27 protein-coding genes are annotated in these 25,609 nt (G+C 65.4%); 12 read left to right on the forward strand and 15 right to left on the reverse strand.

Annotated features, from left to right (window positions below):
• Positions 1-558 precede the first annotated feature (558 nt).
• Entirely contained in the window at positions 559-1,923 is a 1,365-nt protein-coding gene (locus GY937_04740) for an MATE family efflux transporter (GenBank protein MCP5056017.1), read from the reverse strand.
• A gap of 11 nt (positions 1,924-1,934) precedes the next feature.
• Positions 1,935-2,564, reverse strand: a complete 630-nt coding sequence (locus GY937_04745) for an HAD family phosphatase (protein MCP5056018.1) — start codon at positions 2,562-2,564, stop codon at positions 1,935-1,937.
• A 104-nt stretch (positions 2,565-2,668) separates the two neighbouring features.
• Here GY937_04745 and GY937_04750 point away from each other — a divergent pair, with 104 nt between their 5' ends.
• Positions 2,669-3,961, forward strand: coding sequence for an EAL domain-containing protein (locus tag GY937_04750; GenBank protein ID MCP5056019.1), 1,293 nt, complete (start codon positions 2,669-2,671; stop codon positions 3,959-3,961).
• 31 nt (positions 3,962-3,992) lie between these two features.
• Positions 3,993-4,766 carry a dienelactone hydrolase gene (locus tag GY937_04755; protein MCP5056020.1) on the forward strand — a complete coding sequence of 258 codons (774 nt, stop codon included), beginning with the start codon at positions 3,993-3,995 and terminating at the stop codon, positions 4,764-4,766.
• Between the two features lie 55 nt (positions 4,767-4,821).
• Here the strand turns inward: GY937_04755 and rarD are convergent, their stop codons facing one another.
• Complete coding sequence (gene rarD, locus GY937_04760) at positions 4,822-5,685, reverse strand: EamA family transporter RarD (GenBank protein MCP5056021.1); 864 nt, start codon at positions 5,683-5,685, stop codon at positions 4,822-4,824.
• Between the two features lie 14 nt (positions 5,686-5,699).
• Here rarD and GY937_04765 point away from each other — a divergent pair, with 14 nt between their 5' ends.
• Positions 5,700-6,473 (forward strand): ATP-binding cassette domain-containing protein, encoded by a 774-nt coding sequence (locus GY937_04765; GenBank protein ID MCP5056022.1) that lies wholly within the window; start codon positions 5,700-5,702, stop codon positions 6,471-6,473.
• Positions 6,470-8,026, forward strand: coding sequence for an ABC transporter permease subunit (locus tag GY937_04770; protein MCP5056023.1), 1,557 nt, complete (start codon positions 6,470-6,472; stop codon positions 8,024-8,026). Before GY937_04765 ends, GY937_04770 begins: the two co-directional genes overlap by 4 nt.
• A gap of 27 nt (positions 8,027-8,053) precedes the next feature.
• On the opposite strand, the gene GY937_04775 is transcribed toward GY937_04770, so the two are convergent.
• From GY937_04775 to GY937_04800, 6 genes are all read right to left on the reverse strand, one after another.
• The gene (locus tag GY937_04775; GenBank protein ID MCP5056024.1) at positions 8,054-8,932 is read right to left on the reverse strand and encodes an SDR family NAD(P)-dependent oxidoreductase; all 879 of its coding nucleotides are present in this window, start codon (positions 8,930-8,932) and stop codon (positions 8,054-8,056) included.
• Between the two features lie 126 nt (positions 8,933-9,058).
• Entirely contained in the window at positions 9,059-10,240 is a 1,182-nt protein-coding gene (gene dusB / locus GY937_04780) for a tRNA dihydrouridine synthase DusB (GenBank protein ID MCP5056025.1), read from the reverse strand.
• 28 nt (positions 10,241-10,268) lie between these two features.
• Entirely contained in the window at positions 10,269-10,541 is a 273-nt protein-coding gene (locus GY937_04785) for a BolA family transcriptional regulator (protein MCP5056026.1), read from the reverse strand.
• 53 nt (positions 10,542-10,594) lie between these two features.
• Positions 10,595-10,855, reverse strand: a complete 261-nt coding sequence (locus GY937_04790; GenBank protein MCP5056027.1) for a hypothetical protein — start codon at positions 10,853-10,855, stop codon at positions 10,595-10,597.
• A 13-nt stretch (positions 10,856-10,868) separates the two neighbouring features.
• Entirely contained in the window at positions 10,869-12,869 is a 2,001-nt protein-coding gene (locus GY937_04795; GenBank protein MCP5056028.1) for a tail-specific protease, read from the reverse strand.
• Positions 12,870-12,913: 44 nt separating this feature from the next.
• On the reverse strand, positions 12,914-13,840 hold the full coding sequence (locus GY937_04800; GenBank protein ID MCP5056029.1) for an MBL fold metallo-hydrolase: 927 nt from the start codon (positions 13,838-13,840) through the stop codon (positions 12,914-12,916).
• Between the two features lie 288 nt (positions 13,841-14,128).
• Here GY937_04800 and GY937_04805 point away from each other — a divergent pair, with 288 nt between their 5' ends.
• The 7 genes from GY937_04805 (at position 14,129) to GY937_04835 (ending at position 19,341) form a co-directional block, all read left to right on the forward strand.
• The gene (locus GY937_04805; GenBank protein ID MCP5056030.1) at positions 14,129-15,253 is read left to right on the forward strand and encodes a PAS domain-containing protein; all 1,125 of its coding nucleotides are present in this window, start codon (positions 14,129-14,131) and stop codon (positions 15,251-15,253) included.
• 33 nt (positions 15,254-15,286) lie between these two features.
• Positions 15,287-16,048 carry an SDR family oxidoreductase gene (locus GY937_04810; protein ID MCP5056031.1) on the forward strand — a complete coding sequence of 254 codons (762 nt, stop codon included), beginning with the start codon at positions 15,287-15,289 and terminating at the stop codon, positions 16,046-16,048.
• Between the two features lie 15 nt (positions 16,049-16,063).
• The gene (locus GY937_04815; GenBank protein ID MCP5056032.1) at positions 16,064-16,852 is read left to right on the forward strand and encodes a 1,4-dihydroxy-2-naphthoyl-CoA synthase; all 789 of its coding nucleotides are present in this window, start codon (positions 16,064-16,066) and stop codon (positions 16,850-16,852) included.
• Positions 16,853-16,915: 63 nt separating this feature from the next.
• Entirely contained in the window at positions 16,916-17,233 is a 318-nt protein-coding gene (locus GY937_04820; protein MCP5056033.1) for a winged helix-turn-helix transcriptional regulator, read from the forward strand.
• Positions 17,230-17,670 (forward strand): SRPBCC domain-containing protein, encoded by a 441-nt coding sequence (locus GY937_04825; protein ID MCP5056034.1) that lies wholly within the window; start codon positions 17,230-17,232, stop codon positions 17,668-17,670. Before GY937_04820 ends, GY937_04825 begins: the two co-directional genes overlap by 4 nt.
• A gap of 1 nt (position 17,671) precedes the next feature.
• Positions 17,672-18,334, forward strand: a complete 663-nt coding sequence (locus tag GY937_04830; protein MCP5056035.1) for a DUF899 domain-containing protein — start codon at positions 17,672-17,674, stop codon at positions 18,332-18,334.
• 209 nt (positions 18,335-18,543) lie between these two features.
• Positions 18,544-19,341, forward strand: a complete 798-nt coding sequence (locus GY937_04835) for an alpha/beta hydrolase (protein ID MCP5056036.1) — start codon at positions 18,544-18,546, stop codon at positions 19,339-19,341.
• 53 nt (positions 19,342-19,394) lie between these two features.
• Here the strand turns inward: GY937_04835 and GY937_04840 are convergent, their stop codons facing one another.
• The 3 genes from GY937_04840 to GY937_04850 are packed head-to-tail and all read right to left on the reverse strand — an operon-like array spanning position 19,395 to position 21,989.
• Complete coding sequence (locus tag GY937_04840; GenBank protein ID MCP5056037.1) at positions 19,395-20,159, reverse strand: class I SAM-dependent methyltransferase; 765 nt, start codon at positions 20,157-20,159, stop codon at positions 19,395-19,397.
• A 9-nt stretch (positions 20,160-20,168) separates the two neighbouring features.
• The gene (locus GY937_04845) at positions 20,169-20,540 is read right to left on the reverse strand and encodes a cupin (protein ID MCP5056038.1); all 372 of its coding nucleotides are present in this window, start codon (positions 20,538-20,540) and stop codon (positions 20,169-20,171) included.
• 3 nt (positions 20,541-20,543) lie between these two features.
• A complete protein-coding gene (locus GY937_04850; GenBank protein MCP5056039.1) occupies positions 20,544-21,989 on the reverse strand; it encodes an adenosylhomocysteinase in 1,446 nt (481 codons plus the stop codon).
• 135 nt (positions 21,990-22,124) lie between these two features.
• Between GY937_04850 and GY937_04855 the strand changes: the two genes are divergently transcribed.
• The gene (locus GY937_04855) at positions 22,125-22,682 is read left to right on the forward strand and encodes a glutathione peroxidase (GenBank protein MCP5056040.1); all 558 of its coding nucleotides are present in this window, start codon (positions 22,125-22,127) and stop codon (positions 22,680-22,682) included.
• Positions 22,683-22,722: 40 nt separating this feature from the next.
• On the opposite strand, the gene GY937_04860 is transcribed toward GY937_04855, so the two are convergent.
• The 3 genes from GY937_04860 to GY937_04870 all read right to left on the reverse strand — a co-directional run bounded on the left by GY937_04860 (position 22,723) and on the right by GY937_04870 (position 25,572).
• Positions 22,723-23,094 carry an EthD domain-containing protein gene (locus GY937_04860; protein MCP5056041.1) on the reverse strand — a complete coding sequence of 124 codons (372 nt, stop codon included), beginning with the start codon at positions 23,092-23,094 and terminating at the stop codon, positions 22,723-22,725.
• A 358-nt stretch (positions 23,095-23,452) separates the two neighbouring features.
• On the reverse strand, positions 23,453-24,310 hold the full coding sequence (locus GY937_04865; GenBank protein ID MCP5056042.1) for an SDR family oxidoreductase: 858 nt from the start codon (positions 24,308-24,310) through the stop codon (positions 23,453-23,455).
• A gap of 11 nt (positions 24,311-24,321) precedes the next feature.
• Complete coding sequence (locus tag GY937_04870; protein ID MCP5056043.1) at positions 24,322-25,572, reverse strand: MFS transporter; 1,251 nt, start codon at positions 25,570-25,572, stop codon at positions 24,322-24,324.
• Between the last annotated feature and the right edge of the window lie 37 nt (positions 25,573-25,609).

The raw sequence follows: 25,609 nt of genomic DNA on the forward strand, positions 1-25,609 counted from the left end.
ATCTCGAAGTGACGGGACATCGGGCCGGACCTTCAAGGTCACGTGGCAAGGATGCCGCGAAGCCAACGGCGCTCGCTGGAGATGAGCCACCCGAGGGTTCGGACCGCGCTTACGTCCAGCGCCCTCACGCCTTCCACCCCAACCATGAAGGGGAAGTTCGAGCTGAGGAGTCCGACGCAGCATGGTGTTGATAATGGCATTGTTTGAATGCGATGTCAAGGAACACCGACGAACACCGCTACCGGCCGCGATCCAGCCGAGAACCCGTACACAGCCCGCCCGACCCACGACCCCAAGCCGACCTTGGCCCCACCCAGGCGGGCTAAAGCGCCGCGCCCACGCGTCGGCCGGGCGAGAGCCCACCGCAGGATGAAAGGATGCCCTCACCCCCAACCCGTCCGCCCTCAACAGCCCCGCGAAACCCAGGCTGGCCAACCGCCGCGCCCCGCAGGTGGCAATTCCCCGTGAGGCATGCGATCTACATGGGAGGGCTTTGCTCACCAGGCAGTCCCAAGAAGCCCAATGGCACGCCAAGCAAGTAGCCAAGGACTCTCGCGCCTAACGGCTTCCGCTCCCCGTGAATGCCGCCTCTCCAGCTCGCGAAATCCACACGAGCAGGGCGACGGCCACGAGGGCGAGGCCTCCGGCCAGGCCCCACCACAGGCCCGCCAGGCCTGCGCTCGTCCGCAGGGCCAGCCAGATGCCGATGGGCAGGCCCAGGATCCAGTAGCCGATCAGATTGAAGACGGCGGCGGGGCGGGGGCGGCCGAGGCCGCGGAGGACGCCGCAGGCGACGACCTGGATGCCGTCGAAGACCTGGAAGGCAGCTGCGATCGGTAGGATGCTCGCAGCCAACGCGATGACGGCGGCATCGGGTGTGTACGCCCGTGGCAGCAGGTCGCGCAGCAGGACGAAGAGGGTGGCTGAAAGCGTCATGACGCCGGCGCCTCCGGCGATGCCCACCCAGCTTGCGCGGCGGGCCCGCTCGGGCCGGCCGGCACCGATCAAGTTGCCGACGCGAACGGCGGTTCCCTGGGCGATTCCGAGGGGCATCATGAACGTGATCGATGCCAGGTTGAGCACGATCGTGTGAGCGGCCAGAGCGCGGGTACCCAGCCAACCTGCCACCAGGTTGGAGCCGCTGAAAGCCCACATCTCGAGACCCATCTGCACGGAGATTGGGATTCCCATCGCGAGCAGTCGCCGAAGGCCGGCCGGATCCCAGGCGGCGCGGCTCCAGGGGATCCATCCGCCCTGGTGGTATCCGCGAAACCAGACGAGGCCTAACAATGCCAGGCCCGAGAGGATCCGCGTGAGCGAGGTCGCGATACCCGCGCCCTCCAGGCCCAGGGCGGGGGATCCGAGGTGGCCGAAAATGAAGACCCAGTTGAAGAACACGTTCCACAGGTTGGCGATCAATACGACCCACATGGCTGGGCGCACGAGTTCGCGGGCCTGGAGGTATTGCCGCAAGGCTGCGGCACCGAGCAGGAAGGGCACACTCGGAAGCTGCACTCGCGTGTAGGTATGTGCACCGGCGGCAAGTTCTGGATCCTGGCCCATCGCGAGCAGCACGTTCTCGCTCAACGACCACAGGAAGACGAGGAGCACGGAGAGCACGGCAGCAAGTACGACGCCTTGCTGAAGGGCCAGCCGCGCGCGCTCGCCGTCGCCAGCACCATGAGCCTGGGCGACGATCGGGTCGAGGCCGAACAAGATGCCCAGCGCCATCTGAAGGGTCGCGAAGATCCAGAAGTTGGCGATTGCGGCTGCAGCGAGGGCTTCGACGCTGACCCGGCCCACCATCAGTGTGTCGACGAAACCCATCATCATGGTGCCGAGCAGGGCGGTCACCACGGGCACGGCCAGGCGCAGCAGGTGACGAGCTTCGCCGCCGATCGTCTCCGTGGTGGGCGGGCCCATGCTGGGTGGGCTCAGGAGAGGTCGATGCCGACCAGTTCCGTCAGCGCGGCGAGGGCGGGCTCTGGGGCGTCGACCTTGATCGTATGCATGCCGAGGCTGCGTGCCGTCTTCAGGTTGCGGCCGATGTCATCCAGGAATACGGCCTCGCGGGGTTGGACGTCGAGTTCCTGGCAGGCGAGTTCGTAGATGCGCGGGTCCGGCTTGCGCAAACCGGTCTTGGCCGATTCGACCACGACGTGAAAGAGGGCGCTGAATTCGTGGGGGGAGTTTGCCGGCGCGCTCTCGTCGACCCAGTTGTTGGTCAAGGCGGCGACCAGGAAGTCGGCGGCGCGCAGGCGATCGATCGCGCGCAGCATGCTGGGCCGCGGGGCGCATTCGCTGATCCGCCGCATCATCTCCCTGGCCGAGAGCGGATGGCCGCCCGCCCGACACTCGGCGTCGAAATCCCGTTCGAAGGTCTCGCGGTCGATCTCGCCTCGCTCGAGCCGGGACCAGGCTCCTGTGGGGCCCGTCTCGACCACCAGACGGTTCACGAAACCGTCCGGGATGCCGAGATCGCGCTCGTACGCGGCAATCGTGTGGAGCGGTGAATCGACGACGACTCCGCCGAGATCGAAGATGACAGCCCGGAAATCCGACATGGCCGGGCACCGTAGCTCAGCCGTCCGAAGAGAGCCCCGGGCCCGGGTCGAACGCCCCAGGCTCAGGGCTCAATCCGCACCTCCGAAACGCCGATGACGCACCGGTGAGCGAAGCCGAGCTGGAGAAGGACGAGAGGGACGCTGGAAACCGTCTCCCGCGAACCGCTGTCCTGCCGCGGCTCGGCGACGTCCTGCCGTCCCTCGTCCAACAATACGGCTGCGGGAAGTGCCTTGGGATCGTGCTGGTCGATGGCACCTGCCTGAGCGGCATCGAGCGAAACCACGGTTCGGAGGCGAGCAAGGCGGCGCTTCGCAACCTGAGTGCTCTCGTCTATGACGTGGCGGCGGATCAGCTCGACGGGGATGAAGTGGTCGTCACGGGAGAAACCGGGCGCTTCGAAATCGCTGTCGCTTTCTTTCGCGGTGACGGAGACGGAGGCTTCTACCGCAACGAGCTTCCGAGCCTCGCGCGGGGGATCGAGACGGCGATCGAGAGGCAGGGGGTCAAGCTGGTCTACCCCTATTCGCGGCGCATGCCGCAGTTCTCGGTGGGCTATGCAGCGGTTCAGCGCAATCCCTTCCGCGGTGCGGAGAACCAGATTCGCGAGGCGCTTTCGGAGGCACGGGAAGATGCCGATCTTCAGGCGCGAATGGACGCCCGGCATCGGCGCCGGACATTCCAGGCCATGGTACTCGCGGGAGAGGTCTCCTCGGTCTACGAGCCGATCGTCGATGTCACGACCAAGACCGTCTACGGCTACGAAGCCCTCGTGCGCGGGCCCGAGGGCAGCGCGTTTCGCAGTCCGCTGGCGCTCTTTGATGCCGCCGAAGACGAAGGCCTGCTCTTCGAACTCGACTGCCTCTGTCGGCGTGCGGGTCTCGAAGGAGCGACGGAAATCCAGACGGGTACGGCCCTCTTCTTGAACGTTCGGCCCACCTCGATTCACGATCCCTACTTCGCTCCGGATGAGCTCGTCCACACGCTCCAGCGCACCAATCTCCGGCCGAGTGACGTGGTGTTCGAGATCTCGGAGCAGGAGTCGATCGAGAATTTCGATGCGTTCCGCGAGGTCCGGGACGCGTACCGCGCACTGGGCTTCCGCTTTGCGCTTGACGATACGGGTGCCGGTTATGCGAGCCTTCAGGCGGTCATCGAGCTGGAGCCGGAGTTCATCAAGGTGGACCGCGCCCTGGTAACGGGCCTGGATACGGATCCCGCCCGCAAGGCGTTGCTCCAGGCCCTTCAAGCGGTCGCCAACACGATTGGCGCCAAGATCATCGGCGAAGGGCTCGACAGGCTCGAGGAACTCGAAGTGCTGAAGGAGTTGAACATCTCCTTCGGCCAGGGTTGGCTCTTCGGCAAGCCCACGCCACTGCGTGCAGGGAGCGAGGGCTGAATCCACCAGACGCCCGATGTATGGTCCGGGCATGTTGGATGGATTCGAGACTCGCGAGGTGACGCTCGAAGGCGTGACGCGCACGGTTCATCGTCGCGGCGATGGCCCCGGCGTGCTGGTGATGCACGAGATACCAGGCATCACGCCGCAGGTCGCGCAGTTCGGACGGATCGTGGCAGACGCCGGATTCACCGTCGAGATGCCGGAACTCTTCGGCGTTCTCAACAAGCCCATTTCGGGCGGCTATGTGGCGGGCCAGATGCTTCGGGCGTGCATCAGCCGGGAGTTCCACGTGCTCGCTGCCCACGGCGCCAGCCCGATCACGGATTGGCTGCGAGCGCTTGCGCGTGCGCTCCACGAAGAGATCGGCGGCAAGGGCATCGGCGCGATCGGAATGTGCCTGACGGGCAACTTCGCACTGGCCTTGATGATGGAACCCGCGCTGATGGCGCCGGTGCTCTCCCAGCCATCCCTGCCGTTCGGGTTCGGCAAGGAGCGGCGTGCCGCGTTGCATGTGACACCAGAGCAGCTTGCGTGTGTCAAGAAACGCGCGGCCGAAGGCGCCGGGGTTCTTGGGCTGCGTTTTACCCACGATCCCCTGTGTCCGCCGGAACGCTTCGAGACATTGCGACGCGAGCTGGGTGATGGCTTCGAAGGAATCGAAATCGATTCGGGGCGCGGCAATGCCCATGGGATCAGCCGTATCGCTCATAGCGTGGTGGCCGCAGATTTCGTGGACGAAACCGGCCACCCGACCCGAGAGGCCATGGATCGCGTGCTGGGCTTGTTCGCCGAGCGCCTCTAGAAACGGGCGGAGACTCCAGCAACGGAAACTGCGGAAAGAACGTCCCCGCTCTCCGCTACCGGCTTCTCCTCCGCCAGGAGTCGTAGGTGAAGAGCGCCAGCGCGAGCCAGATGCACGAGAACGCGATTCCGTGGGCTCTCGAAAAGGGTTCGGCGTAGACGAACACGGCCAGCAGGAAGCCGATGCTGGGTGCGATGTATTGGAAGAGGCCGAGGACCGAGAGTGTCAAGCGCCGAGCCGCACTGGCGAACCACAGCAGGGGCAGGGCGGTGGCCGGACCTGCAGCAAGGAGCAGCGTCTCCTCCAGAGGGCTGAGGCCCTCGGCGAGTGCTCCGCCCGTGGGTTCCACGCCAAATACCAGAAGCAGCACGGCGAGAGGCGCGAGCAGGCCGGTTTCGAACCACAGCCCGGGGATCGGCCGGACGTGGCTCAGCTTGTGGATCAAACCGTACAGCCCAAAGCTGGTTGCAAGCGCGAGGGAGACCCAAGGCAACCCCGAAAATTGCCAGCCGAGGACTGCGACACCCCCTGCCGCGATGGCGACCGCCAGCGCCTGCAGGGGCCAGATCCGTTCGCCCAATGCCACGCGGCCGAGAAACACGCTGAACAACGGGTTCAGGTAGTAGCCGAAGCTCGCTTCGAGCAACTGGTCGTGGTTGACGGCCCAGATGTAGATCAGCCAGTTCGTGCCGATCAGCACGCTGCTCATGCTGAGTCGCACGGCTTCTCGTGGTTCGCGGAGAAAGATGCGGAGCTCCGGGAGCCGGCGAAGCAACCCGAGCAGCAGCAAGGTGAACGCCACCGTGCCGACGACCCGCCAGGCGAGAATTTCCGTGGCCGGAACCGCCGCGAGTGCCTTCCAGTAGATCGGTAGGATTCCCCATGCTCCGTAGGCGAGCAGGGCGTAGACGACTCCCATGGTAAGCTCCGCGCGTGATCGTGCTCCACGAGCTCGTGAAGCGCTACGGCGCAGAAGCCGAGACCCGGGCGGTCGAGGGTATCTCTCTTCGTGTGGCGGCGGGCGAGTGCGTATTTCTGGTGGGCGGCTCCGGTTGCGGCAAGACCACGACCCTGAAGATGGTGAATCGCCTGATCGAGCCCACCTCGGGAAGAGTCGAGATCGACGGGCACGATCACCGCGGGCTTCCCGCCCACGAACTCCGCCGCCGGATCGGCTACGGCTTCCAGCAGGTCGGCTTGTTTCCCCATCTCAGCGTGGCGGAAAACATCGCGATCACTCCGGAACTCCTGGGTTGGGAGAGGGGCCGAATCAATGCCCGCGTGGACGAACTGCTCGATCGCGTGGAGTTACCCGCCGCCGAATTCCGCAACCGCGCGCCGTCCGAGCTCTCCGGTGGACAGCAGCAACGAGTAGGCTTGGCTCGTGCCCTGGCGGCGGAACCGGAGATCCTTCTGCTCGACGAACCGTTCGGTGCGCTCGATCCGCTGACCCGGGATCGTCTCCAGGATTCGTTTCGAGCGCTCCGGGAATCTCTCGGCTTGACCGTGATGTTCGTCAGCCACGACATGGTCGAGGCGATTCTGCTCGCAGATCGCATCGCGGTGATGCACGCGGGGCGGATCCTGCAGATTGGCACCCCGGCCGAGTTGCTCGCCGCCCCCGCCCACCCGCGCGTCGCGGAGCTGCTCGAATCGCCGCGTCGTCAGCGCGACGCCGTGGATCGGCTGCTCGAGGGAAGCTCATGAGCGAGCAGCTCGCTCTCCTGCCCGAACGCCTTACCGCGCACCTGCAGCTCACACTGGTCGCTCTGGCCTTCGGCATGGCCATCGCCATCCCGCTGGGCATCGCCGTCACCCGTCGGCGCAGCCTGGAAGGGGGCGTGCTCGGCGTGGCGAGCGTCATCCAGACGATCCCCAGCCTGGCGTTGCTGGCGATCATGGTGCCAACGCTCGCGGGGTTGGCCGTGTGGCTCGAGGGGCTCGGTGTCGAGCTGCGTAGCATCGGCTACCCGCCTGCGATCGTCGCGCTCTCGCTCTACAGCATCCTGCCGATCTTGCGGAACACCGTCGCGGGAATCAGCGGCGTCGATCCGGCCTTGGTGGAAGCGGCGCGCGGGGTCGGGATGACGCCGCGCCAACAACTGCTTCGGGTGGAGCTGCCACTGGCACTACCGGTCGTGGTCGCCGGCGTGCGCACGGCTGCGGTCTGGGTCGTGGGCACGGCCACACTCTCGACGCCGGTCGGGGCCACGAGCCTCGGCAACTTCATCTTCACCGGGCTTCAGACGCGCAACTTCACGGCGGTCTGGGTCGGTTGCCTGGCGGCTGCCGGCCTGGCGCTCCTCCTGGATGGTCTGATCGCGGCGCTCGAGTCCGGCGTGCGCAACCGGAGTCGAGCGCGGGTGGGTGCGGTCCTGGCCCTCGTTCTCGGGCTCTACGCCTACGTGGCGTTCGCCTTCGTTGCGGATGGAAGCCGCACCGGCGACCGGCCCGTCTTGATCGGGTCCAAGACCTTCACGGAGCAATACATCCTCTCCGAGCTGGTGGCCGGCTGGGTTCGCGAAGAAACCGGGAGGGATTCGCGAGCTCTGGAATCTCTCGGCTCCACCGTGGCATTCGACGCACTCCGCGAAAGCCAGATCGATCTCTACATCGACTACTCGGGCACGATCTGGGCGACGGTGATGAAACGCCAAGGCCTTCCGGAAAGTCGGGAAGCCGTCCTGCGAGAAGTGGGCGAGTGGCTTGCCGCCGAGCATGGCATCGCGCTCGTTGCGGCTCTGGGCTTCGAGAACACCTATGCCCTCGGTATGCGCGCGGATCGAGCCCGCGAACTCGGCGTATCGCGCATCGGCGATCTACCGCGCGTCGCCCCGGGTCTCGAGATCGGCGGCGATCTCGAGTTCTTCAGCCGCGCCGAATGGAAGGCGCTGGAGGCGCGCTACGGCCTGTCGTTCTCCGAGGAGCGGAGCATGGACCCGGGCCTCATGTATCAGGCCGTGGCCGGCGGGGAGGTCGATGTGATCAGTGCGTTCTCCACGGATGGCCGGATCGCGGCCTACGATCTGGTGCTGCTGGAAGATGATCTTGGCGTCATACCGCCCTACGACGCCATCCTGCTCGCGAGTCCGCGCCTCAGCCGGGAGGCCCCGGACGTGCTCGATGCACTCCGCGCCCTGGAGGGAACGATCGACGAGCCGCGGATGCAGGGCCTCAACTATTCAGTGGATGAGGATGGCGACAGCCCCGCAGCAGTGGCGGCGAAGCTGCTTCGCGAGATCCGGGAACCCTTGGAGTAGGGCTCCAACACAAGCGGCGGCCCTCTCTCAGTCGTCCTTCGGTTCGGCAGCATTGAACCAATCGGGGGTGCCGGGCGGCGGCTCACCGATGGGATCACCGCCGTCGAGGATGTTGCGCGTGCGCGCTTCGATCATGTTCTCCCAGCGATGCGGCAACACGTAGAAGAGTTGCTCCTTGATGGCCGACGCGACGATTCGGCCGACTTCCGCCGGATCCATTCCGCTGGTGATCATGCCTTCGAGAATCTTCTGCATGGCCTCGGCTTCGGGCCCCACCGCTGTCGGCTCCCGGGGCGCCTCAGGCCGGTTGCGTTCGGATTCTGCGATCCGCGTCGCGACCCAGCCGGGACACAACACCGAGACACCCACCTTCGCGCCCTGGGCTTGAAAGCCGCTCCACAGGCTTTCCGAGAGGGCGACACAGGCGTGCTTGGTAACACCGTAGATGCCACGCCCCGGAATCAACCCGGCTATCGACGCCGTGTTGACCACGTGTCCCTCCTCCTGTTCGAGCAAGATCGGAACGAAGCTGCGAATGCCATGGACGACGCCCATCAGGTTCGCGCCCATCACCCAATCCCATTCGTCGAGGCTGGCCTCCCAGATCGGGCCTCCCATTCCACCTGCAACGCCAGCGTTGTTGCACAGGACGTGGGCTGCGCCGTATTCCTCGAGTGTGCGTTCGGCAAGCTGCGCAACTGAATCCGCCTTCGAGACATCGCACTCCACACCCAGGACGGACGCGCCGGCATCGCGAAGCTCGGAGACGGCACCCTCGAGGGCCGCGGATTCGATATCCGCGATCACCAGCTTCATTCCTTCCGAGGCAAAGGCCTCTGCCATGCCGCGGCCGATGCCGCTTGCGCCGCCGGTAACGACGGCAACCCGGTCACGAAGACGTTCCATGCGCGTGAGTTCTCCTTCTGGAGAGGCCACGCTAGCGCCGGCGGCGGTGTCGGGCACCCGCCAGCCGTAGTGAAGAGAACGCTCACAGCCTTTCTACGCGACGCCGGGGTCGAGATCTGATTCCACTCAGCCCCCCGAGATCGCCAGCTCCGCGTCCGGGTCGACGGGCGAATCATCCTCCAGGTGGTCGAAGAAGCCTTCCGGCAGGGCGACCTTCTGGGTGCCGGCCTTCTTGCCGCGCGGAACGCGCATGGCTTCCGGGGGGAAGGGGAGGTTCGGGTCGACGGCTTCGAGAACTTCTTCGAGCCCGGTCAGGGACGTTACTCGTATCAATTCGCCGCGCAGCTGGGCACTACCCGGGAAACCCTTCGTGTACCAGGTGGCATGGCGGCGAAAGGCGCGCATCGCAGGCGCCTCGCCAAAGAAATCGGCGAGCAGATGCGCATGCTCGAGCATCGTGGCCCGTACTTCACCGAAGTTCGGCGGCTCCTGGGGCTCGTGGCCCGCGAAGACCTGGGCGAGATCCCGGAATAGCCAGGGGCGCCCGAGGCAGCCTCGACCTACCACGACACCGTCACAACCGGTCGACCGCATCATGCGCAGGGCATCGAAGGCCTCCCAGATGTCGCCGTTTCCGAGCACGGGAATGCCTCGAACGTTCTGCTTCAATTCGGCGATCGCTGCCCAATCTGCCTCGCCGTCGTACAGTTGGGCGGCAGTTCGCGCGTGCAGGGCAACGGCCGCGCAGCCTTCTTGCTCGCCGATGCGCCCGGTGTCGAGAAACGTCGTCAGGCGCTCATCGATCCCGATGCGGAACTTGATGGTCACGGGCACGGCCTCGGCGTGCTTCACGACCGCGCGCACGATCTTCGCGAGCAGGGCGGGGCGCGCTGGAATGGCTGCTCCCCCTCCCTTGCGCGTCACCTTCCGCACCGGGCAGCCGAAGTTCAGATCGATGTGGTCGACGCGCCCTTCGCCGACCAACCAGGCGGTGGCCTCCGCCATGCTCTGCGGGTCGACCCCGTAGAGCTGCAAGCTGCGCGGGCTCTCGTCCGGTGCGAAATCGGCAAGCTTGTGGCTCTTGGTGTTGCCCTCGACCAACGCCCTGGCCGTGATCATCTCGCTGACGAAGAGCCCACCGCCGAATTTCCGGCATAGCCTTCGGAATGGCGCATTCGTCACGCCGGCCATGGGCGCAAGCACGATGGGCGAGGCCACCTCGAGGGGGCCGATCCGGAGCGGCGCGAACTCGCCCGCCCGTGCCGGCAAGACGTCGCGATTCAACGCGCTCCGGTATCGAGGGTCCATTTGTATTGGGCCGCTGGGTGACAACGGCTCAGGGCGTACGCGTGACCATCCGGTCGATCGCATGGACCGGAGCGGTATCGCCCGCCATCAGGTGCTTGATCTTCGCGTAGACGGCCTGCTGCTGCTTCACACGGGAGAGGCCCTCGAAATCGGCAGAGACCACCTCGATTTCGAAGTGGCCCGGGCTTACGGCGCGAACCACGACTTCAGCCTCCGGCAGACCCTCACGGATCGCCTCACCCAGCTGACTGGCGATTTCCTCGGGCTCGGGCGGAGGAGAGCTGAGAATCTGAATGACCAAGTTGGCTCCAAAGCAAACGGGAGGGTCGGCCTCCGAGTGTAGCGCCCCGTAGGCTAGGGCTCGCAGGTGATCCGCTGGGGTGCCCGGTCCGTGCAGGCCAGTTCGTCGTCCATGGCGCCGGCGGCGGTTCCGCAGGCCGCACGCAGGGCTCCGACCATGGCCTCCTCACGGTCGGCGCCGGCCGCTCTGGAGCAATGACTGCCCGCCTTGGTCACCACGCAGACCTCGCACTCCACCTGGCCACTGCGCAGCGTCGTCATGACGAGAAGACCAATGAACGCGGCCACACCCAGGACGGTCCACAATGCGCGCATCCGTCCGCCCGCGCTATTTCGAGAGGAGGATCAGATCCCCCAAGACGCGCAACGCTTCCTGCGCGTGGGGCGTCAGCTCTTCGTCATCCGCCTTGGCTTCCTCGGGCACCGCTGCACTTGCATTGCCCGGAGCGGGGCTGCTTTCGTTGGCTGCGAGCGGATCGGAATCGTCTTCGTTCTTTTCGGCAACCAGATCCGCGAGGCGAACGATACCTTCCGAGGCCTCCTTCTTGGCGAGTTCCTCTCGGATCGTCTCGAAGAACTCGTCTCCCGTCTGGCGCGTCTCCGAACGGCGCGCCAGCTCTTTGACCACATCCGGCGAAACGGGCTTCCAGGCTTGCTGGCGGTTGCCGTTCCCGAGGAAGGCGTCGATCGACGGAGCGCGCAGCGAATAGGAGAGCGCGCTCTCGCCGAACTCATCGGTCGAGAAGAGCGAAGGCGCGACCACATCGGCGGCGACGCCCGCATGTTGAGTGGACGTTCCCCCTGGTCGGAAGAACAAGCCGGTCGTCACCTTGAGAGCGCCGAGCCCGGGCCGCAAGGGGAAGAGGCTCTGGACGGTGCCCTTTCCGAACGTGTGATCATCCCCGACGACGACGGCCCGGCCATAATCCTTGAGGGCCCCCGCCAGGATCTCCGAAGCCGATGCGCTCACGCGGGAAGTCAGGATCACGAGGGGCCCGCCGTACAAGACCGAGTTGTCCGGATCGGGCAAGACCCGCCCTCGATCCCCGCCGTCGCGAACGGCGACGATGCCGCCATCCTCGATGAAGAAGCCCGAGATCGTGACTGCATCCTCGAGCAGGCCGCCACCGTTTCGCGACAAATCGAGGAGCAGCCCGTCCAGCTTCTCACGCCGCACCTCTGCCAACAGTCGGCGCACATCGCGGGAGCCCAGCCGCTTGGCTGGATCCCGGTCGCCTCCATAGAACGACGGAAGGTCGAGAACGCCCAGGCGAAGCTTCTGGTCCCCCACGTCGATGGTTTCGATGCGGAGCTTTGCCGCCTGTTCTTCGAGATCGATCGTGTCGCGTTGGATCGAGACCTGGAAGCGCTCGGTCGTGTCGCCCTTGCGCAGCACGGTCAGCTGCACGCGCGTGCCTTTGCGTCCGCGGATCAGGCGCACGACGTCGCGCAATGCCATGTCGATGATATCGACGGCGTCGCGGCCTTCCTCGGCCACGGCGATGATGCGGTCTGCCGGTTCGAGTGCGTCGATGCGATCCGTCGCGCCGCCTGGAATGATCTGTTCGACCACGGCGTAGCCGTCCCGTTCAGTGAGGGCGACACCGATGCCTTCCAGCGAGAGCTCCATCTGGATCTGGAAATCTTCCCACACGTGCGGGGAGAGGTACGACGTGTGCGGGTCGAGAGCTCCGGCAAACGCGTCGAGGAATTGGGAGTAGAGATCCTCACGGCTCAGCTCGGCGACGCGCTTCGTGCGCAGCTCGTAGCGATGGACGAGGCGCTTCTTGGCCTCCTCCATACTCACGTCCCCTTCGAGGTAGTTCGAGATCTGGAAGTGGGCGAGGGTGCGCAGCAGCTCGTCGCGCTCCTCCTTGGTGGCCGGAGATCCACGCTCGTCCGGATCCAGGAGCAGGGTTGCATCCGTATCCAGCACGTAGTCGTCTCGCGCGATGAAGCCGCGAATGAAGCCCTCGACTTCCCGGTTGCGGCCGAGGATGTCCTGGTGGAGCCGGCGCAACCGACTGCAATCGCTGGAGCGCGTCTCCAGGAACAGGCTCTTCAGGGAGCTTTGGAGCTCCGAAAGCTCACTCTCCAGGAAGAAGACCCGCTGGGGATCGATCCGTTTCAGATAGGTCTCGACGGTTCGCGTCCGGATGCCATCGTCCAGCTGGTGGGCGGTGATGTGCTTCTGGAAGAAGAATGTCGTGAGATCGGGGATGTCCCCACAGGTCAACGCCGCCTGGGCGGCCCTCGGCGGAGCAAGCGGTGCGAGGAAGGTCAGCGCGAGCCCGGCCGCGATCAGGCCAGGCCGAAATCGATTGGCCATCCGAGCAAGCTATCAGAACACCCGGGGGGCCGGAAGCGCCGGACTCACGGCTCCGTGACGCCGGGAAGGCCCAGGGACGCCAGATGGTCTCCGTCGTGGGCGATCGCCAGGCTGAAGCCATGGTCGCGCTCGAGTCCGGCCAGGAAGCGGCGAATCCGGCTCAGCTGGCCATCGGCCTCCGGAACGATCAGGAGCCGGTAGATCAGCGCCTTGGGCCGGTCGAGACGTGCGGACTCGATATCGTTGATGACGTCCCCGGTGAAGATCACCCGTTTCGTCCCGTCGGGCCCGGCCAGGGACGCGGCCAGCATCTGGCTGCCCGGGGTGTGCCCGGCCGCGTGGATCAGGGCCACGCCGGGGAACCCGGGGAGCGCGACGGCACTCCCCGCGGGTACAACGGTCCGGTTCAGGCAACCGACCTCATCGACCAGCTCGGAGGTGCTTCGGGTTCCGTAGTTGGTCAGCTCCGCCTGGGCGCGGACCTGGAAGATGGGAAGGGCCGCGCCCTCGCGAACCTCGCAGAGCGAACGGGCTCCCTCCACATGATCGATGTGCAGGTGAGTGATGACGACGCCGGCGACGCGATCCGCTGCGTCACCGAGCATCTCTCCCACCGAACCGAAGACTTCGACGGGCCCGGCGCCCAGGCTCTCGAACGGCGCGCCAAACTTGCGAGCGGCCTCCGGGCTCATGCCCAGATCGACGAGCAGGATCCGCCCGTCTTTCCATTCCAGCGCGAAGGACGGGTGGGAAAGCACGCGGGGCGGAGGCGAGAAGGAAGGCTGTCGGGATGTTTCCATCCAGCCAAGTCGGACGGGACGGTCGGCCTCGCCGTCCAGGGCAAGCAGCGCCGAGACGGGCGGCGGGTCCGGATCGAGTTCGCGAATCTGCAGGTGGGCTGGTGTGAGCAGCAGGCAGATCAACAGGATCAGAGCCAGTAGTCCGAATCCAATCCAGCGCAGCCAGCCCATGGGGTTCTCCCGAAGCCTCGTTCCTCGAAACCGCCGTCGGCGCGAGCCGATTCGGGGGGCAGGAAGCAGACCGATGGAATCTCCGAGGGCCCTTCCAGCGAGGAGAAGGCGGAAGAGTAGGCGGGATTTCGCGCGCTGCCCCGCCCGGAAACCGCCCCGTGTGGCGTGCTCATGCCGGCTCGGGCGGGCCGTTTGCAGCTCACCGCTACCGGAGCGCCCAATTTCCTCGCGCAAGGGCTCACTCGTTCGGGCAGAATGGCGGGCGTGGGAGTTGGAGGAGGGGATCAGGTGGTACCGAATCCAGTCCGGGTAGATCTTCGCACCGATGTAGCCGTTTTCGCCTTGTTGAGCGCATGCATGCTGACGGTGTACACCGCGGCGGTTCGGTTCTCTGAAGGAGCCGTGTTCCTTGCCGGGGTGTTAGGCCTGGTTGGCTTGGTGTTCGGGGTCGCATGGCTCTGCCTGCGCGGTCGTCCCGCCGGGGTCTGGATCTGTATCCTCGTCGTCAGCTTGCTGGGGCTCTCGAATGCTGGGATGGTCGTGCTGACGGGGGGAGCAGTGCTCAGCTCGCTGATCACCATGACCGTCATCCCCATTCTGGCCACACTTCTCGTTTCCCCTCGTCTGGGAGGAGTGGTTGCGTTGACGACGTGTGCCGCCCTGATGATCGCGGCCGTCGTTCCGGCCCAGATTCCTCTTCCAGACGTTTCCCTCGGAGCGACCGACGCATTGGTGGGCGTGGGCGTGCTCACACTGGGCTTCTGGGGCGGGGCCTCCTACTACGAGCGAGGCAGGCGGACCGCCTATCAGCAGGGAAAGGAACTTCGCGACGAATTGGAGAGGACAGCTGCTCGTTTTCGGGCCTATACGGAGAACGCCCGCGACATCGTGGCGGAAGTCGCAGACGATGGGACGATCCTGTACGCCAGTCCGGGTCACGAGGGGCTCCTGGGCCGGCCGCCGTCTGCCCTGCTCGGGAGAACAGAAATCCAGCACGTGCATTCCGAGGATCTTCCGCATGTAGAGGCTTTCTTCGAGGCTCTCGTACGGGGTGACGAGCCGGCCAGCGTTTCGGCACGTTATGTACGTCCCGATGGAAGCCTGCGCTGGCTCGACTTGCGGGGTCGCCACTATCGGAATGCCGACGGGGAGGGCCGGGTCGTGGTCTTCGGGAGGGACGAGACCCCGGAGCGGGAGGCTGCCGAGGAACGCGAAGCCCTGATCGGCCGGCTCCGGGACGCACTCGACAGCATCGAGACGCTTCGCGGCATCGTACCGATCTGCGCCGAATGCAAGAGCGTCCGCCGGGAAGACGGGGCTTGGGAACAGCTCGAGGAGTACGTTGCGTCGCACTCCCTGGCAGATTTCTCTCACGGCCTCTGCGAGAGGTGCCTGTCCAGGTACGACGTGTAGGCAGTTTCCGTTCGGACGCGGTACCCCTTGGGCGTGGGTCTACGTGGTCTCGAAGGGTTGCCGGTTCTCGTCACGGGCGCAGCGAGTGGAATCGGGCGTGCGATCGCCCGGCGTCTTTCTGAAGAGGGCGCGGTTGTCGGGATCTTCGATCTCGACGGGCCCGGTGGGGAGGCGACGGTTTCCGCCATCGCCGAGGCAGGTGGCCGAGGCCGCGCCTGGCAGGTCGACATCACCGATGGAGCTGCCGTCGAATCTGCGGTCGAGGCGTTCGAGACCGAGTTGGGCCAGGTTGCAGGTCTCGTCAACAACGCAGGTTGGGACGAAGCCGCGGCTTTTCTCGAGACGGATGTAGAGCTCTGGCGGAAGGTGATCGACATCAATCTCTATGGGCCGCTGCATGTGACCCAGGCCGTGCTGCGGCGCATGACCCGCCACGGTCGGGGTCGGGTCGTGAGTATCACCTCCGATGCGGGCCGGGTGGGCTCCAGTGGTGAAGCCGTCTACGCAGCATGCAAAGGGGGTGTCGCCGCGTTCTCGAAATCCGTGGCCCGCGAGCTGGCGAAGCAGGGGATTACCTTGAACGTCGTTTCGCCAGGCCCCACCGACACCCCCTTCTTCGCCAGCTTCGACGAATCTGGAAAGCTCGCAGCGGCCCTGGCTCGTTCGATTCCGATGCGGCGCCTGGCCCAGCCCGAGGATTTTCCGGGCCTGGTCGCCTTTCTGCTGTCCGACGACGCGGCCTTCATCACGGGCCAGACGATCAGCGTTTCGGGCGGCCTGACCATGCATGGCTGAAAAACGAAAGAGATCATGGACTATCAAGACATCCTCTATGAGGCGCGTGATCACGTTGCCACCATCACCCTGAACCGGCCCGAGGTGATGAATGCCTTTCGCGCTCGTACCTGCATCGAGTTGGTCGACGCATTCCAGCGGGCGGGCTACGACCGCGAGATCGGTGCGATCGTGCTTACCGGTGCGGGCGAGCGTGCGTTCTGCACGGGTGGTGACCAATCGAGCCACGACGATAGCGGTGGCTACGGAGGTGACCGCGGTGTGATCGGCATGCCGATCGATGAGGTGCACTCGGTGATCCGGGATGTTCCGAAGCCCGTGCTCGCGAAAGTGCGCGGCTATGCCATCGGTGGTGGAAACGTGTTGGCCACGCTCTGCGATCTCACCCTCGCCGGAGCGAGCGCGGTGTTCGGGCAGGTTGGGCCGAAGATGGGATCGATCGATCCGGGCTTCGGTACCGCGTATCTCGCCCGGGTGGTTGGCGAGAAGACGGCGCGCGAGATGTGGTACCTGTGCCGGCGCTATTCCGCCGAGGAAGCCTGCGAAATGGGCCTCGTCAACAAGGTCGTGCCCGATGACGATCTCGATGCGGAGACCGCCGCCTGGTGCATGGAGCTGGTGGAGCGCAGCCCGACGGCGATTGCCCTGGCCAAGCGCTCCTTCAACGCGGATACCGAATCGATTCGCGGGATCGGTGCGCTGGGGATGCAGGGGCTGGCCCTCTACTACGGCACCGAGGAATCGAAAGAGGGCGGCGAAGCCGCTCGTGCCAAGCGGAAGCCGGAATTCCGGAAGTACTCATGAGGCCGATCTTTTCGTGGCCGAAAGCTTGACCGGGACTTCGGCTTCGAGATAACGTTCAACCAGATGGTTGAACAATTGGATCGCACCTTCGCCGCCCTGGCGGATCCCACGCGCCGGGCGATTCTCGGCCGCTTGCGGCGCGGGCCCGCCACGATCGGGCAGATCGCGGCGCCCTTCGAGATCTCCTTGAACGGAGTCTCGAAGCATGTGCGGGTGCTCGAGGAGGCCGGCCTGGTCGTGCGCAAGGTGGAAGGCCGCGAGCATCGCCTGCGGCTTCGAGCCGACCCCCTGCGCAAGGTCGCACGCTATGCGGCTGGCTACGCGGATTTCTGGGAGGGGAGGCTCGACGCTCTGGAGAAGCACCTTCGGACGAAGCGATGACGAATCGGATCGTGCAGGAGCGCTTGATCGACGCGACCGCCGAGGAAGTTTTCGAGGCCTGGAGTGATGCGGCCAGTCTCTCCCTGTGGATGTGTCCCGCCGAGGGCATGCGCCCGGCGACGGTTGAACTCGACTTCCGGGTCGGTGGCCGGTTCCGCATCGTCATGCACGGTTCCGAGCAGGATTTCACGCAGACGGGGGAATACCTGGAGATCGATCCTCCGCGCCGCCTCGCCTTCACCTGGGTCTCCGACTTCATCGCCGAGGCCGAGGCTCATACCCGCGTCACCGTGACGTTCGTGCCCGCAGGCCCGGGCCAGACCCGCTTGCACCTCGAGCACGACGAACTTCCGGATTCCGACGCCTACGCCGGCCACGAAGCCGGCTGGGCGCGGATCCTCGATCTCGTCTCCCAGAACCCCACCAAGGAGGACTGACATGTCCAGCCGACACCCGAGCGAGTCGCCCGGCTACGCCAAGCTGCGCGATGAGCTGTTCGAGGCAGAAGTGGCTCTACGCGATCAGCGAGAGCGTGTCGCGGAACTCCGCCGGAGCCTTCCCCAGGACACGGCGGTACCGGACGAAGCCTTCGAAGAATTCCGTGACGGCCAACGGGTTCCGGTGAAGCTCTCCGAGTTGTTCGTCGATCCCACGAAACCGCTGATCCTGATGCAATTCATGTTCGGCAAGAGCCAGACGAATCCGTGCCCGATGTGCACGCTATGGGCGGACGGTTACGACGGCGTGGTCCCGCATCTGCAGCAGCGCGCCAACTTCGCGGTGCTGGTCGCTGGCGACGTCGGTGAGTTCTCCGCCTATGCGCGAGGGCGGGGTTGGCAGAACCTTCGATTGGTCTCTGCGGCGGGTTCGACGCTCAAGTCCGAACTCGGCTTCGAAACGCCCGATGGGGGGCAGTTGCCCGGTGTCTCGATCTATACCCGCCGCACCGATGGTGCGCTTCAGCATTTCTACTCCCAATGCGCCTTGCTCGGGGAGGCGGGCTTCCGCGGCATGGATCTGCTTTCGCCCGCGTGGCATTTCTTCGACCTGCTTCCGGAGGGCCGCGGGGATTTCATGCCTCGCAACTCCTACGAGGCATGAGCTGAGGGGGCCGGGCACCCGCCGGGTGCCTGAGCGATGCTTCCCTCATGACTCACGCTGCGCGGTTGGCCGCCCTGGTCTGTGTGCTCGCCTGTGCAGACGCGCCGGATGCCGGGGACGCTCCAATGGGTCTCGACTTCGCCGCGATCGCCGGCTCCTCGGCTCCCCCTCCCGAGCCGCTGGCCTATCCGACCCGCACCGGAGCCAACCTGCCGGTTCGGCACTATGCGAGCGAGGCTCCCGACGTCTTCGTCCTGCTGCACGGCTCCGGCTATCACTCCGCCTACCTGGCACCACTCGGCGAACGCCTGGCCGGAGCTGGCGCGGCCCACGTGTATACACCCGATCTGCGGGGCCACGGAGTGGATCCGGAGCGGCGCGGTGACATCGACTACGTAGATCAACTGGAAGACGATCTCGTCGATCTGGTCGGATGGGTGGGCGAGCGTCACCCGAGCGGCCGCATCTTCGTGGGTGGTCATTCATCCGGCGGAGGGTTGGCGCTGCGATACGCAGGTGGTGGCGGGGAGGCCGCCGGGTTCGTCTTGTTGGCGCCCTACCTGGCCCATGATGCGCCGACCATGCGCGCAGGCAACAGTTCGGGCGGCTGGGCCCGGCCGAAGATTCCCCGGATCATTCTGCTCTCCATCCTCAATGGCTTTGGCATCCACGCCTTCGACGCCGTGACGACCATCGAGTTCTCCATGGCCGAAGACGTCCGCGACGGCACGGAGACGCTGGCCTACAGCCACCGCTTGAACGTCGGCTTTGCGCCGCGGAACTGGCAGGAGGAACTGGAGGCGACGACCGTACCGCTGCTTCTGGTCGTCGGTTCAGAGGATGAAGCTTTTGCCGCCGACCGCTTTGGCCCGGCGATCACGCCTCACGCGCCTCAGGCCGAAATCCGAATCGTGGAGGGCGCCGGCCATCTGGGGTTGGTGGGGGAGGAGCGGGTGGCCGGGATCCTGGGGGCCTGGCAAGCCAGGCTCCGGAACGGAGACCGGTAGGGCCCTTCGAGGACGGGAAGGCGCGCGGATTCCCGGGTGGATGCGGCGGGGGTTCAGTCGGTCGCAGCCGCAGGCTTCAGATAGCGATGGACGAAGCTGTCCGTGGGCGCCTCCATCTTGAAGAAGGGCTCCTCCCGCGGATCCTCCGGCTGGCGGAGGAAATCCGCTTCTTCCGCGAAGGTGAAACCGGCGGCCTCGAGTTCGCTGCGCAGGAGCGCAGCGTCCATGCGGTGAAGCGTCTCGGCGATTTCCGGGCCCGCACCGGGCTTCGCGTGATGATCGATCACGACGAGAGAGCCGCCCGGGCGGAGGGCTGCGAGGAGTTTCGCGTTCATGGCGGGCCGGTCGATCGGTGCGAAGAGTGTGTCGTGGTAGACGTAGATCATCGTGATCAGGTCGAGCCCCTTGGCTTCCGGGGGCAAGGGGTCGCCGAGTTCGCGGTCGATGCGGTTCACGCCCTTCATCACGTCTCGTGAGAGCCGCGCCGGCCAACTCTCCTTGACGTACTTCTCGATCACGTAGGGGGAGTTGTGTGCGTAGACCGTGCCCTTCGGGCCGACGGCTCGGGCAAGCAGTTCGGTCGTATACCCGTTCCCCGCGCCCAGGTCGGCGACCTTCATGCCGCCCTCGACCTGGCTGAAGACCAGGAGTTCAGCGGGATGCCGCCGCCCATCGCGCTCGCGATCTTCCGCAGTGCGGTCCTCCGCCGCGACCAACGCCGTCGCTTCGGCTTCCGAAAGCGCCAAGGCCATCTCGGAGCCAATTGCGAGGCCAAGAGTGAGAAGAAGGAAGCCGCAGAACCTCGGGAAGATCGTCATCCCGGGATTCTAGGCTGGCGGGTTGTCCCGGTGCACGTTTTCCGGCGAGAACGCAGGAAGACAGACCGCCAGATAGTGTGCGCCGCCCGGCTCCGGGCTGCTGTAGCGGACCCACTCGCCCGGATGAGAGACCACGGCCTGGCCAGTTCGTACCTCGAGCATGCCGTCCTCGTGGTCGACCCGGACCATGCCGTCGAGAACGACCGTGATCTCCTCGAACTCCGGCCGTTGGCCGGGCTCGGCCCAGCCTTCCGGTGAGCGCATCCGGGCCACGCTCACGCCGGTATGGCCGGAGCGCACGCGGCCCGCATATTCCTCGATCCGTTTCGGAGGCGTGCCGGCGGCTTCGACCACCGCCGGCGCCTCGATCAGCTCGGGCATGGTCTAATAACGGTAGTGGTCGGGCTTGTACGGGCCTTCGATCGGCACACCGAGGTATTCGGATTGCTCGGCCGTGAGCGTGGTGAGCTTCACGCCCAGCTGGCCCAGGTGGAGCCGCGCCACTTCCTCGTCGAGGTGCTTCGGCAGCACGTAGACCTTGTTCTCGTACTTCTCGGGATGTTGGTGCAGCTCGAGCTGGGCGATCACCTGGTTGGTGAACGAGGCACTCATCACGAAGCTCGGGTGGCCGGTGGCGCAGCCCAGGTTGAGCAGGCGCCCTTCGGCCAGGACCAGCACGCTATGTCCATCGGGGAAGATCCACTCGTCGTATTGGGGCTTGATGTTCTCGCAGCGCACCCCTTCCATCTTCTTCAGGCCGGCCATGTCGATCTCGTTGTCGAAGTGGCCGATGTTTCCGACGATGGCTTTGTCCTTCATGCGGGCCATCAGTTCGGCCGTGATGATGTTGAAGTTGCCCGTGGTGGTGACGAAGATGTCGGCGGTCTCGACGATGTCCTCCATCGTCGTCACCTGGTAACCCTCCATGGCTGCCTGGAGGGCGCAGATCGGATCGATCTCCGTGACGACGACGCGGCAGCCCTGGCCGCGGAGGGCCTGGACGCTGCCCTTGCCAACTTCGCCATAGCCGCAGACCACGGCGACCTTGCCGCCGAGCATCACGTCGGACGCCCGCATCAGGCCATCCGGCAGCGAGTGCCGGCAACCGTAGGTGTTGTCGAACTTGCTCTTGGTGGCTGAGTCGTTGACGTTGATGGCCGGGAAGAGCAACTCACCGCGTTCCTCCATCTGATACAGCCGATGCACGCCGGTGGTGGTCTCTTCGGACACGCCCTTCATGTTCGCGTTCAGCCGGCTCCAGCGGCCCGGGTCTCTCTCCTGACCGTCGCGAAGCGTCTTCAGGATGACGCCCCACTCTTCGGCGTCGGTCTCCTCATTGAAGTCCGGAACCTTCTCGGCCTTCTCGAACTCCAGGCCCTTGTGGAGAAGCAGGGTCGCGTCGCCACCGTCATCGACGAGCAGGTCCGGCCCGGAGCCGTCGGGCCACTCCATGGCTTCGTCCGTGCACCACCAGTACTCATCGAGGGTCTCACCCTTCCAGGCGAAGACGGCGATGCCCTTCAGATCTTCGGGCGTTCCATTCGGGCCGACCGCGACGGCAGCGGCGGCCGAATCCTGGGTCGAGAAGATGTTGCAGCTGACCCAACGCACGTCGGCACCGAGGGCCGTCAGCGTTTCGATCAGGACGGCGGTCTGCACGGTCATGTGCAAGCTGCCCATGATCTTCACGCCAGCGAGCGGCTGTTCCTTGCCGTAGCGCTCACGCAGCGACATCAAGCCAGGCATCTCGTGCTCTGCGAGACGGATTTCTTTGCGGCCAAGCTCGGCCAGGGAAAGGTCGGCGACCTTGTAGGCGGGTCGATCGCTCATCGGGAAACTCCTTGGGTGGGGCGCACGCGCACTGCGGGCTTCAGGTGAAGCAGTGTATTCATCCGTTTATGCGGATGCAATGGTATAGAGCTTGAATCATTCGTCTTCCCCCAGGGGAACAGCTAGATTGGGGGAATGAGATCCATATTGCCGGGTCTGTTGGTTCTGGCTCTTTCGTTCGCGGCTTTCGGCGCGTCCGATCGTCCGCTGGAAGTGTCCGTGGCCCGGTTGGACGGGGTGAACGAATCCCTGGCGCGCTATGCGGGGCAGGTCGTGCTGATCGTCAACGTGGCCAGCAAATGCGATCTCACCCGCCAGTACGAGGGCCTCGAGGCGCTCTACGAGCGCTACCGGGAGCGCGGCTTCGTCGTGCTCGGTTTCCCCTCGAACGATTTCGCCGGGGAAGAGCCGGGCAGCAATCAGGAGATCGCCGAGTTCTGCCGCGCGAACTGGGGCGTGAAGTTTCCGATGTACGGCAAGCTCCACGTCAGCGGGCCCGATCAGCATCCGCTCTACCGCCGTCTAACCCGGTTGCGCGTGCCGCTCGGCGGCCCGGTCGAGGGAAGCTTCCAGAAGTACCTGGTGGCCCGGGACGGCAGGGTCGTCGATCGCCTCGCGCCACGGGTCGAACCTCTTTCCGATGAACTCGTCCACAAGATCGAAATCCTTCTCGACGAGTCACCGGAGCCCTAGCAGGACCGCGGCGCCGGGCCATCGCGGAACGGGTCCTCACTCAGCTGCGAGTGAAGATGGGATGCTCTTCGGTGAGGAAGATGAATGAGTTCGCGAGGTCTATGAACTCGCGTTCATCTTCGAGCAGGCGCGCGTGGGCCGCTTGCCCTTCGGGTGTGTTCATTCCAGCGACCAGATCCTCGAGACTGTCCCACCATACCTCCGTGATCCCATCGAAAGCCTTTCCCATGTTGCGGGACTGAGCGAACTGCTCGTTCAGAGGGGTATCGATCGTGTGACTTTGAACGTAGCGACGGGCCTGAATGGCCTCGGCCACTTCACTGACGAGTGGACCGTGAGAGAGCCAGCGCTGGTAGAAGTCCTTCTGGGAGAAGTCCGCACGGCGGCGAATCATGTAAACGAGCTTGATCATGTCGGCGCTCCTGTTTTGTGTGCCCTGCCAACGCGGTATTGGTTGCCACCCAGCGGATCGCCATCAACCGTCGTGAAATCGTGCCGCCGGACTCAGCCGAAGCTGAAGAACCCGATACGAGGACGCTACAACGGTCATTTGAACCGTGCTATTCCGGGGCGGGTTCAACCGCTTGTTGAGCGGCGGCGTGTTGTCGGGCACGAACCGAGTCGATGAGTTGCCAAGGAATGCCTGAGGGTGCTGGGGGATGTGCGCTCGAGCAGGTGAGTTCGAGTGTTTGCACGGCGAGCCACGCGTCGGGGGTCGTTTCTGTGGGCGCAGGCTGGGAGTCCAGCCGGATTGTGTTTCCCCAGCTGCGCTACGGGTAGCTGAAGCCGGTGAGTTCTTCGCTGATGGCCCATAGGCGCCCGGCGGTTTCCTCGTTCGTGGCGTGGGCGGACGGGCGAGATGGACGCTCGTTGGTGAAATAGCGACCGGTTACGTCGGCGACGTCGGGAGAGGTCACCAGGTGAAGCGAGGTCTTTGCGCCTTGTTCGGTGGTCTTGAAGAACGGATACAGGAGGATGCCAAGGGCGTCGTTGACCCGGTCCAGTGCGGCGCCGTTGCCGCGGCCCAGGTTGCTCCTGATCATGCCGGGGTGGAGGCAATTCGCTGTGATGTTCGTTCCTTCGAGGCGTCGCGCGAGTTCGACCGTGAAGAGGATGTTCGCGGCCTTCGATTGGCAGTAGACCCGCAGCATTGCATAACGTCGCTCATTCTGGAGGTCGTCCAGGTCGAGGCTGCTGAAGCGATGGGCGTCGGAGGCCACGGTCACGATGCGCGGCGCGCCAGCTTGCTGAAGCAGGGGGAGCAGCAGGCCTGTCAGCAAGAAGGGCGCCAGGTGGTTCACGCCGAAGGTCTTCTCGAATCCGTCGTCGGTGAGTTGTCGCGAACTCAGGGTGAGGCCTGCGTTGTTGAGCAGGACATCCAGGTGATCGGTGCGTTCCGCGACGTCCTCGGCGAGGCTGCGAACGCCGGCCAGTGAGGAAAGATCTGCCTGCAACAATTCGGGCGGCGCTCCGGTGGCGGAACGACGGATCTCGTCCATGGCTTCTTCGCAGCGGTCGGGTGTCCGGCCTTGGACGAGCAGGCGTGCCCCACGGCGGGCCAGATCTACGGCGGTTGCGCGTCCGATGCCGGAGCTTCCGCCGGTGATCAGGATCGTCTTGTCCTTCATGCGGTCTCCTTCTACTCCATGTGGATCGCGTCGCTGAACGCGGCGACGGATCCGACGAGTACGAGCATGGCACTGCCCAACACGATCAGCGAGCCGCTCGGTCCGAGGCTGGCAGTGGTGTAGCCCGCCAGGAGCGAGCCCACGGGTGCGGCGCCGAGGAAGCCGAGCTGGTTCACGGCCAGCACACGGGCGCGAGCGGGCCCAACCGCGCGTTCCTGGAAGAGTGTTCGGCTCATGTTCATGAAGACAGCGCCGCACAGGCCCCAGTCCAGAGTCGCCAGGACGGCACCCCAGAACGGCAGGCTCAGACCGGCCGTGATGAGGCAGAGCCCGCCGGTGCCCAGGGCCAGCATCAGGGCGCGGCCCTTGCGCCGGATTCCACCCCGCTTCAGCAGGACCAGGCTCCCCGCGATGGTCCCGATCGGGAACATCATCATCAACAACGAGAGCTGTTGGACGTTGCCTTGATAGTGGCCGTGAACCAGGTGCGGGAAGACGACGTGGTAGCTGCCCATGAAGAAGAGGCCGACGCCTGCGATCAGGATGAAGACCGGACGCAGTTCGGAGCTCCATACGAAGCGCACGCCTTCGGTCATCCCGGAGACCGAAAGCCGACGGTCGTCGTCCCGTTTCTGGGGAGGCCGACCGGGCAGCCGGCGAGCGAAGAGCGAACCGGCGGCGAGCACGACGGCCTGGGTCACCAGGGTGGCCTCCGTTCCGATCCAGCGGGCGAGGCCGACGATGCTCATGCCGATCGTCTGAGAGCCGAATTGCACGGCGGTCACACCGGTCACCGCGCGCTCTAGATCGGCCCCCGCCACGTCCGAAAGCAGGCTGTCACGGGCCGGGTTGCTGAAGGCGCTGCTCATGCCGACTCCCAGACCACAGAGCACCAGGACCGGCAGCGAGAGCCACCCGCCGGTGACGGCGGCGAGCAACAGGCCCACGGGCAGCACGCCGGCGAGGTGCGTCAGGATCAGCAAACGGCGGGGATCGAATCGATCGGCCACCGCGCCGCCCACCAGCAGGAATGCCAGATTCGAGATCAACACGGACATCTGTGCGATGCCGGTGTTCTCCGCGCTGGTCTGGAGTACGCCGACGACCAGCCATGGGAAGAGCACCTGCTGCATGCCCCAACCACCGAACCACGAAGAAATCGTCCCCAGATACGCGGGGAAGAGCCCGCGCCGATCGCTCTCATAGGCGCTATCGGTGCGGGAGGGTGTCGGTGCGCCGAGTCTGGGGTCGCGCTCGGCCATGGGGCCATGGTACCGGTCGACCGAAGGGTCGCGTAGA

The organism is bacterium (assembly GCA_024228115.1).
In the GTDB taxonomy this organism is placed as follows: domain Bacteria; phylum Myxococcota_A; class UBA9160; order UBA9160; family UBA6930.

What these genes read in the sequence shown, in the direction of transcription:
- GY937_04850 (MCP5056039.1), bottom strand. Translation starts at nt 21,989, where the DNA reads ATGAGCGATCGACCCGCCTACAAGGTCGCCGACCTTTCCCTGGCCGAG.
- GY937_04795 (MCP5056028.1), bottom strand. Translation starts at nt 12,869, where the DNA reads ATGGCCAATCGATTTCGGCCTGGCCTGATCGCGGCCGGGCTCGCGCTG.
- GY937_04755 (MCP5056020.1), top strand. Translation starts at nt 3,993, where the DNA reads ATGTTGGATGGATTCGAGACTCGCGAGGTGACGCTCGAAGGCGTGACG.
- GY937_04770 (MCP5056023.1), top strand. Translation starts at nt 6,470, where the DNA reads ATGAGCGAGCAGCTCGCTCTCCTGCCCGAACGCCTTACCGCGCACCTG.
- GY937_04740 (MCP5056017.1), bottom strand. Translation starts at nt 1,923, where the DNA reads ATGGGCCCGCCCACCACGGAGACGATCGGCGGCGAAGCTCGTCACCTG.
- GY937_04855 (MCP5056040.1), top strand. Translation starts at nt 22,125, where the DNA reads ATGAGATCCATATTGCCGGGTCTGTTGGTTCTGGCTCTTTCGTTCGCG.
- dusB (MCP5056025.1), bottom strand. Translation starts at nt 10,240, where the DNA reads ATGGACCCTCGATACCGGAGCGCGTTGAATCGCGACGTCTTGCCGGCA.
- GY937_04860 (MCP5056041.1), bottom strand. Translation starts at nt 23,094, where the DNA reads ATGATCAAGCTCGTTTACATGATTCGCCGCCGTGCGGACTTCTCCCAG.
- GY937_04775 (MCP5056024.1), bottom strand. Translation starts at nt 8,932, where the DNA reads ATGGAACGTCTTCGTGACCGGGTTGCCGTCGTTACCGGCGGCGCAAGC.
- GY937_04790 (MCP5056027.1), bottom strand. Translation starts at nt 10,855, where the DNA reads ATGCGCGCATTGTGGACCGTCCTGGGTGTGGCCGCGTTCATTGGTCTT.
- GY937_04840 (MCP5056037.1), bottom strand. Translation starts at nt 20,159, where the DNA reads ATGACGATCTTCCCGAGGTTCTGCGGCTTCCTTCTTCTCACTCTTGGC.
- GY937_04800 (MCP5056029.1), bottom strand. Translation starts at nt 13,840, where the DNA reads ATGGGCTGGCTGCGCTGGATTGGATTCGGACTACTGGCTCTGATCCTG.
- GY937_04870 (MCP5056043.1), bottom strand. Translation starts at nt 25,572, where the DNA reads ATGGCCGAGCGCGACCCCAGACTCGGCGCACCGACACCCTCCCGCACC.
- GY937_04815 (MCP5056032.1), top strand. Translation starts at nt 16,064, where the DNA reads ATGGACTATCAAGACATCCTCTATGAGGCGCGTGATCACGTTGCCACC.
- GY937_04820 (MCP5056033.1), top strand. Translation starts at nt 16,916, where the DNA reads ATGGTTGAACAATTGGATCGCACCTTCGCCGCCCTGGCGGATCCCACG.
- GY937_04830 (MCP5056035.1), top strand. Translation starts at nt 17,672, where the DNA reads ATGTCCAGCCGACACCCGAGCGAGTCGCCCGGCTACGCCAAGCTGCGC.
- GY937_04745 (MCP5056018.1), bottom strand. Translation starts at nt 2,564, where the DNA reads ATGTCGGATTTCCGGGCTGTCATCTTCGATCTCGGCGGAGTCGTCGTC.
- GY937_04865 (MCP5056042.1), bottom strand. Translation starts at nt 24,310, where the DNA reads ATGAAGGACAAGACGATCCTGATCACCGGCGGAAGCTCCGGCATCGGA.
- rarD (MCP5056021.1), bottom strand. Translation starts at nt 5,685, where the DNA reads ATGGGAGTCGTCTACGCCCTGCTCGCCTACGGAGCATGGGGAATCCTA.
- GY937_04845 (MCP5056038.1), bottom strand. Translation starts at nt 20,540, where the DNA reads ATGCCCGAGCTGATCGAGGCGCCGGCGGTGGTCGAAGCCGCCGGCACG.
- GY937_04825 (MCP5056034.1), top strand. Translation starts at nt 17,230, where the DNA reads ATGACGAATCGGATCGTGCAGGAGCGCTTGATCGACGCGACCGCCGAG.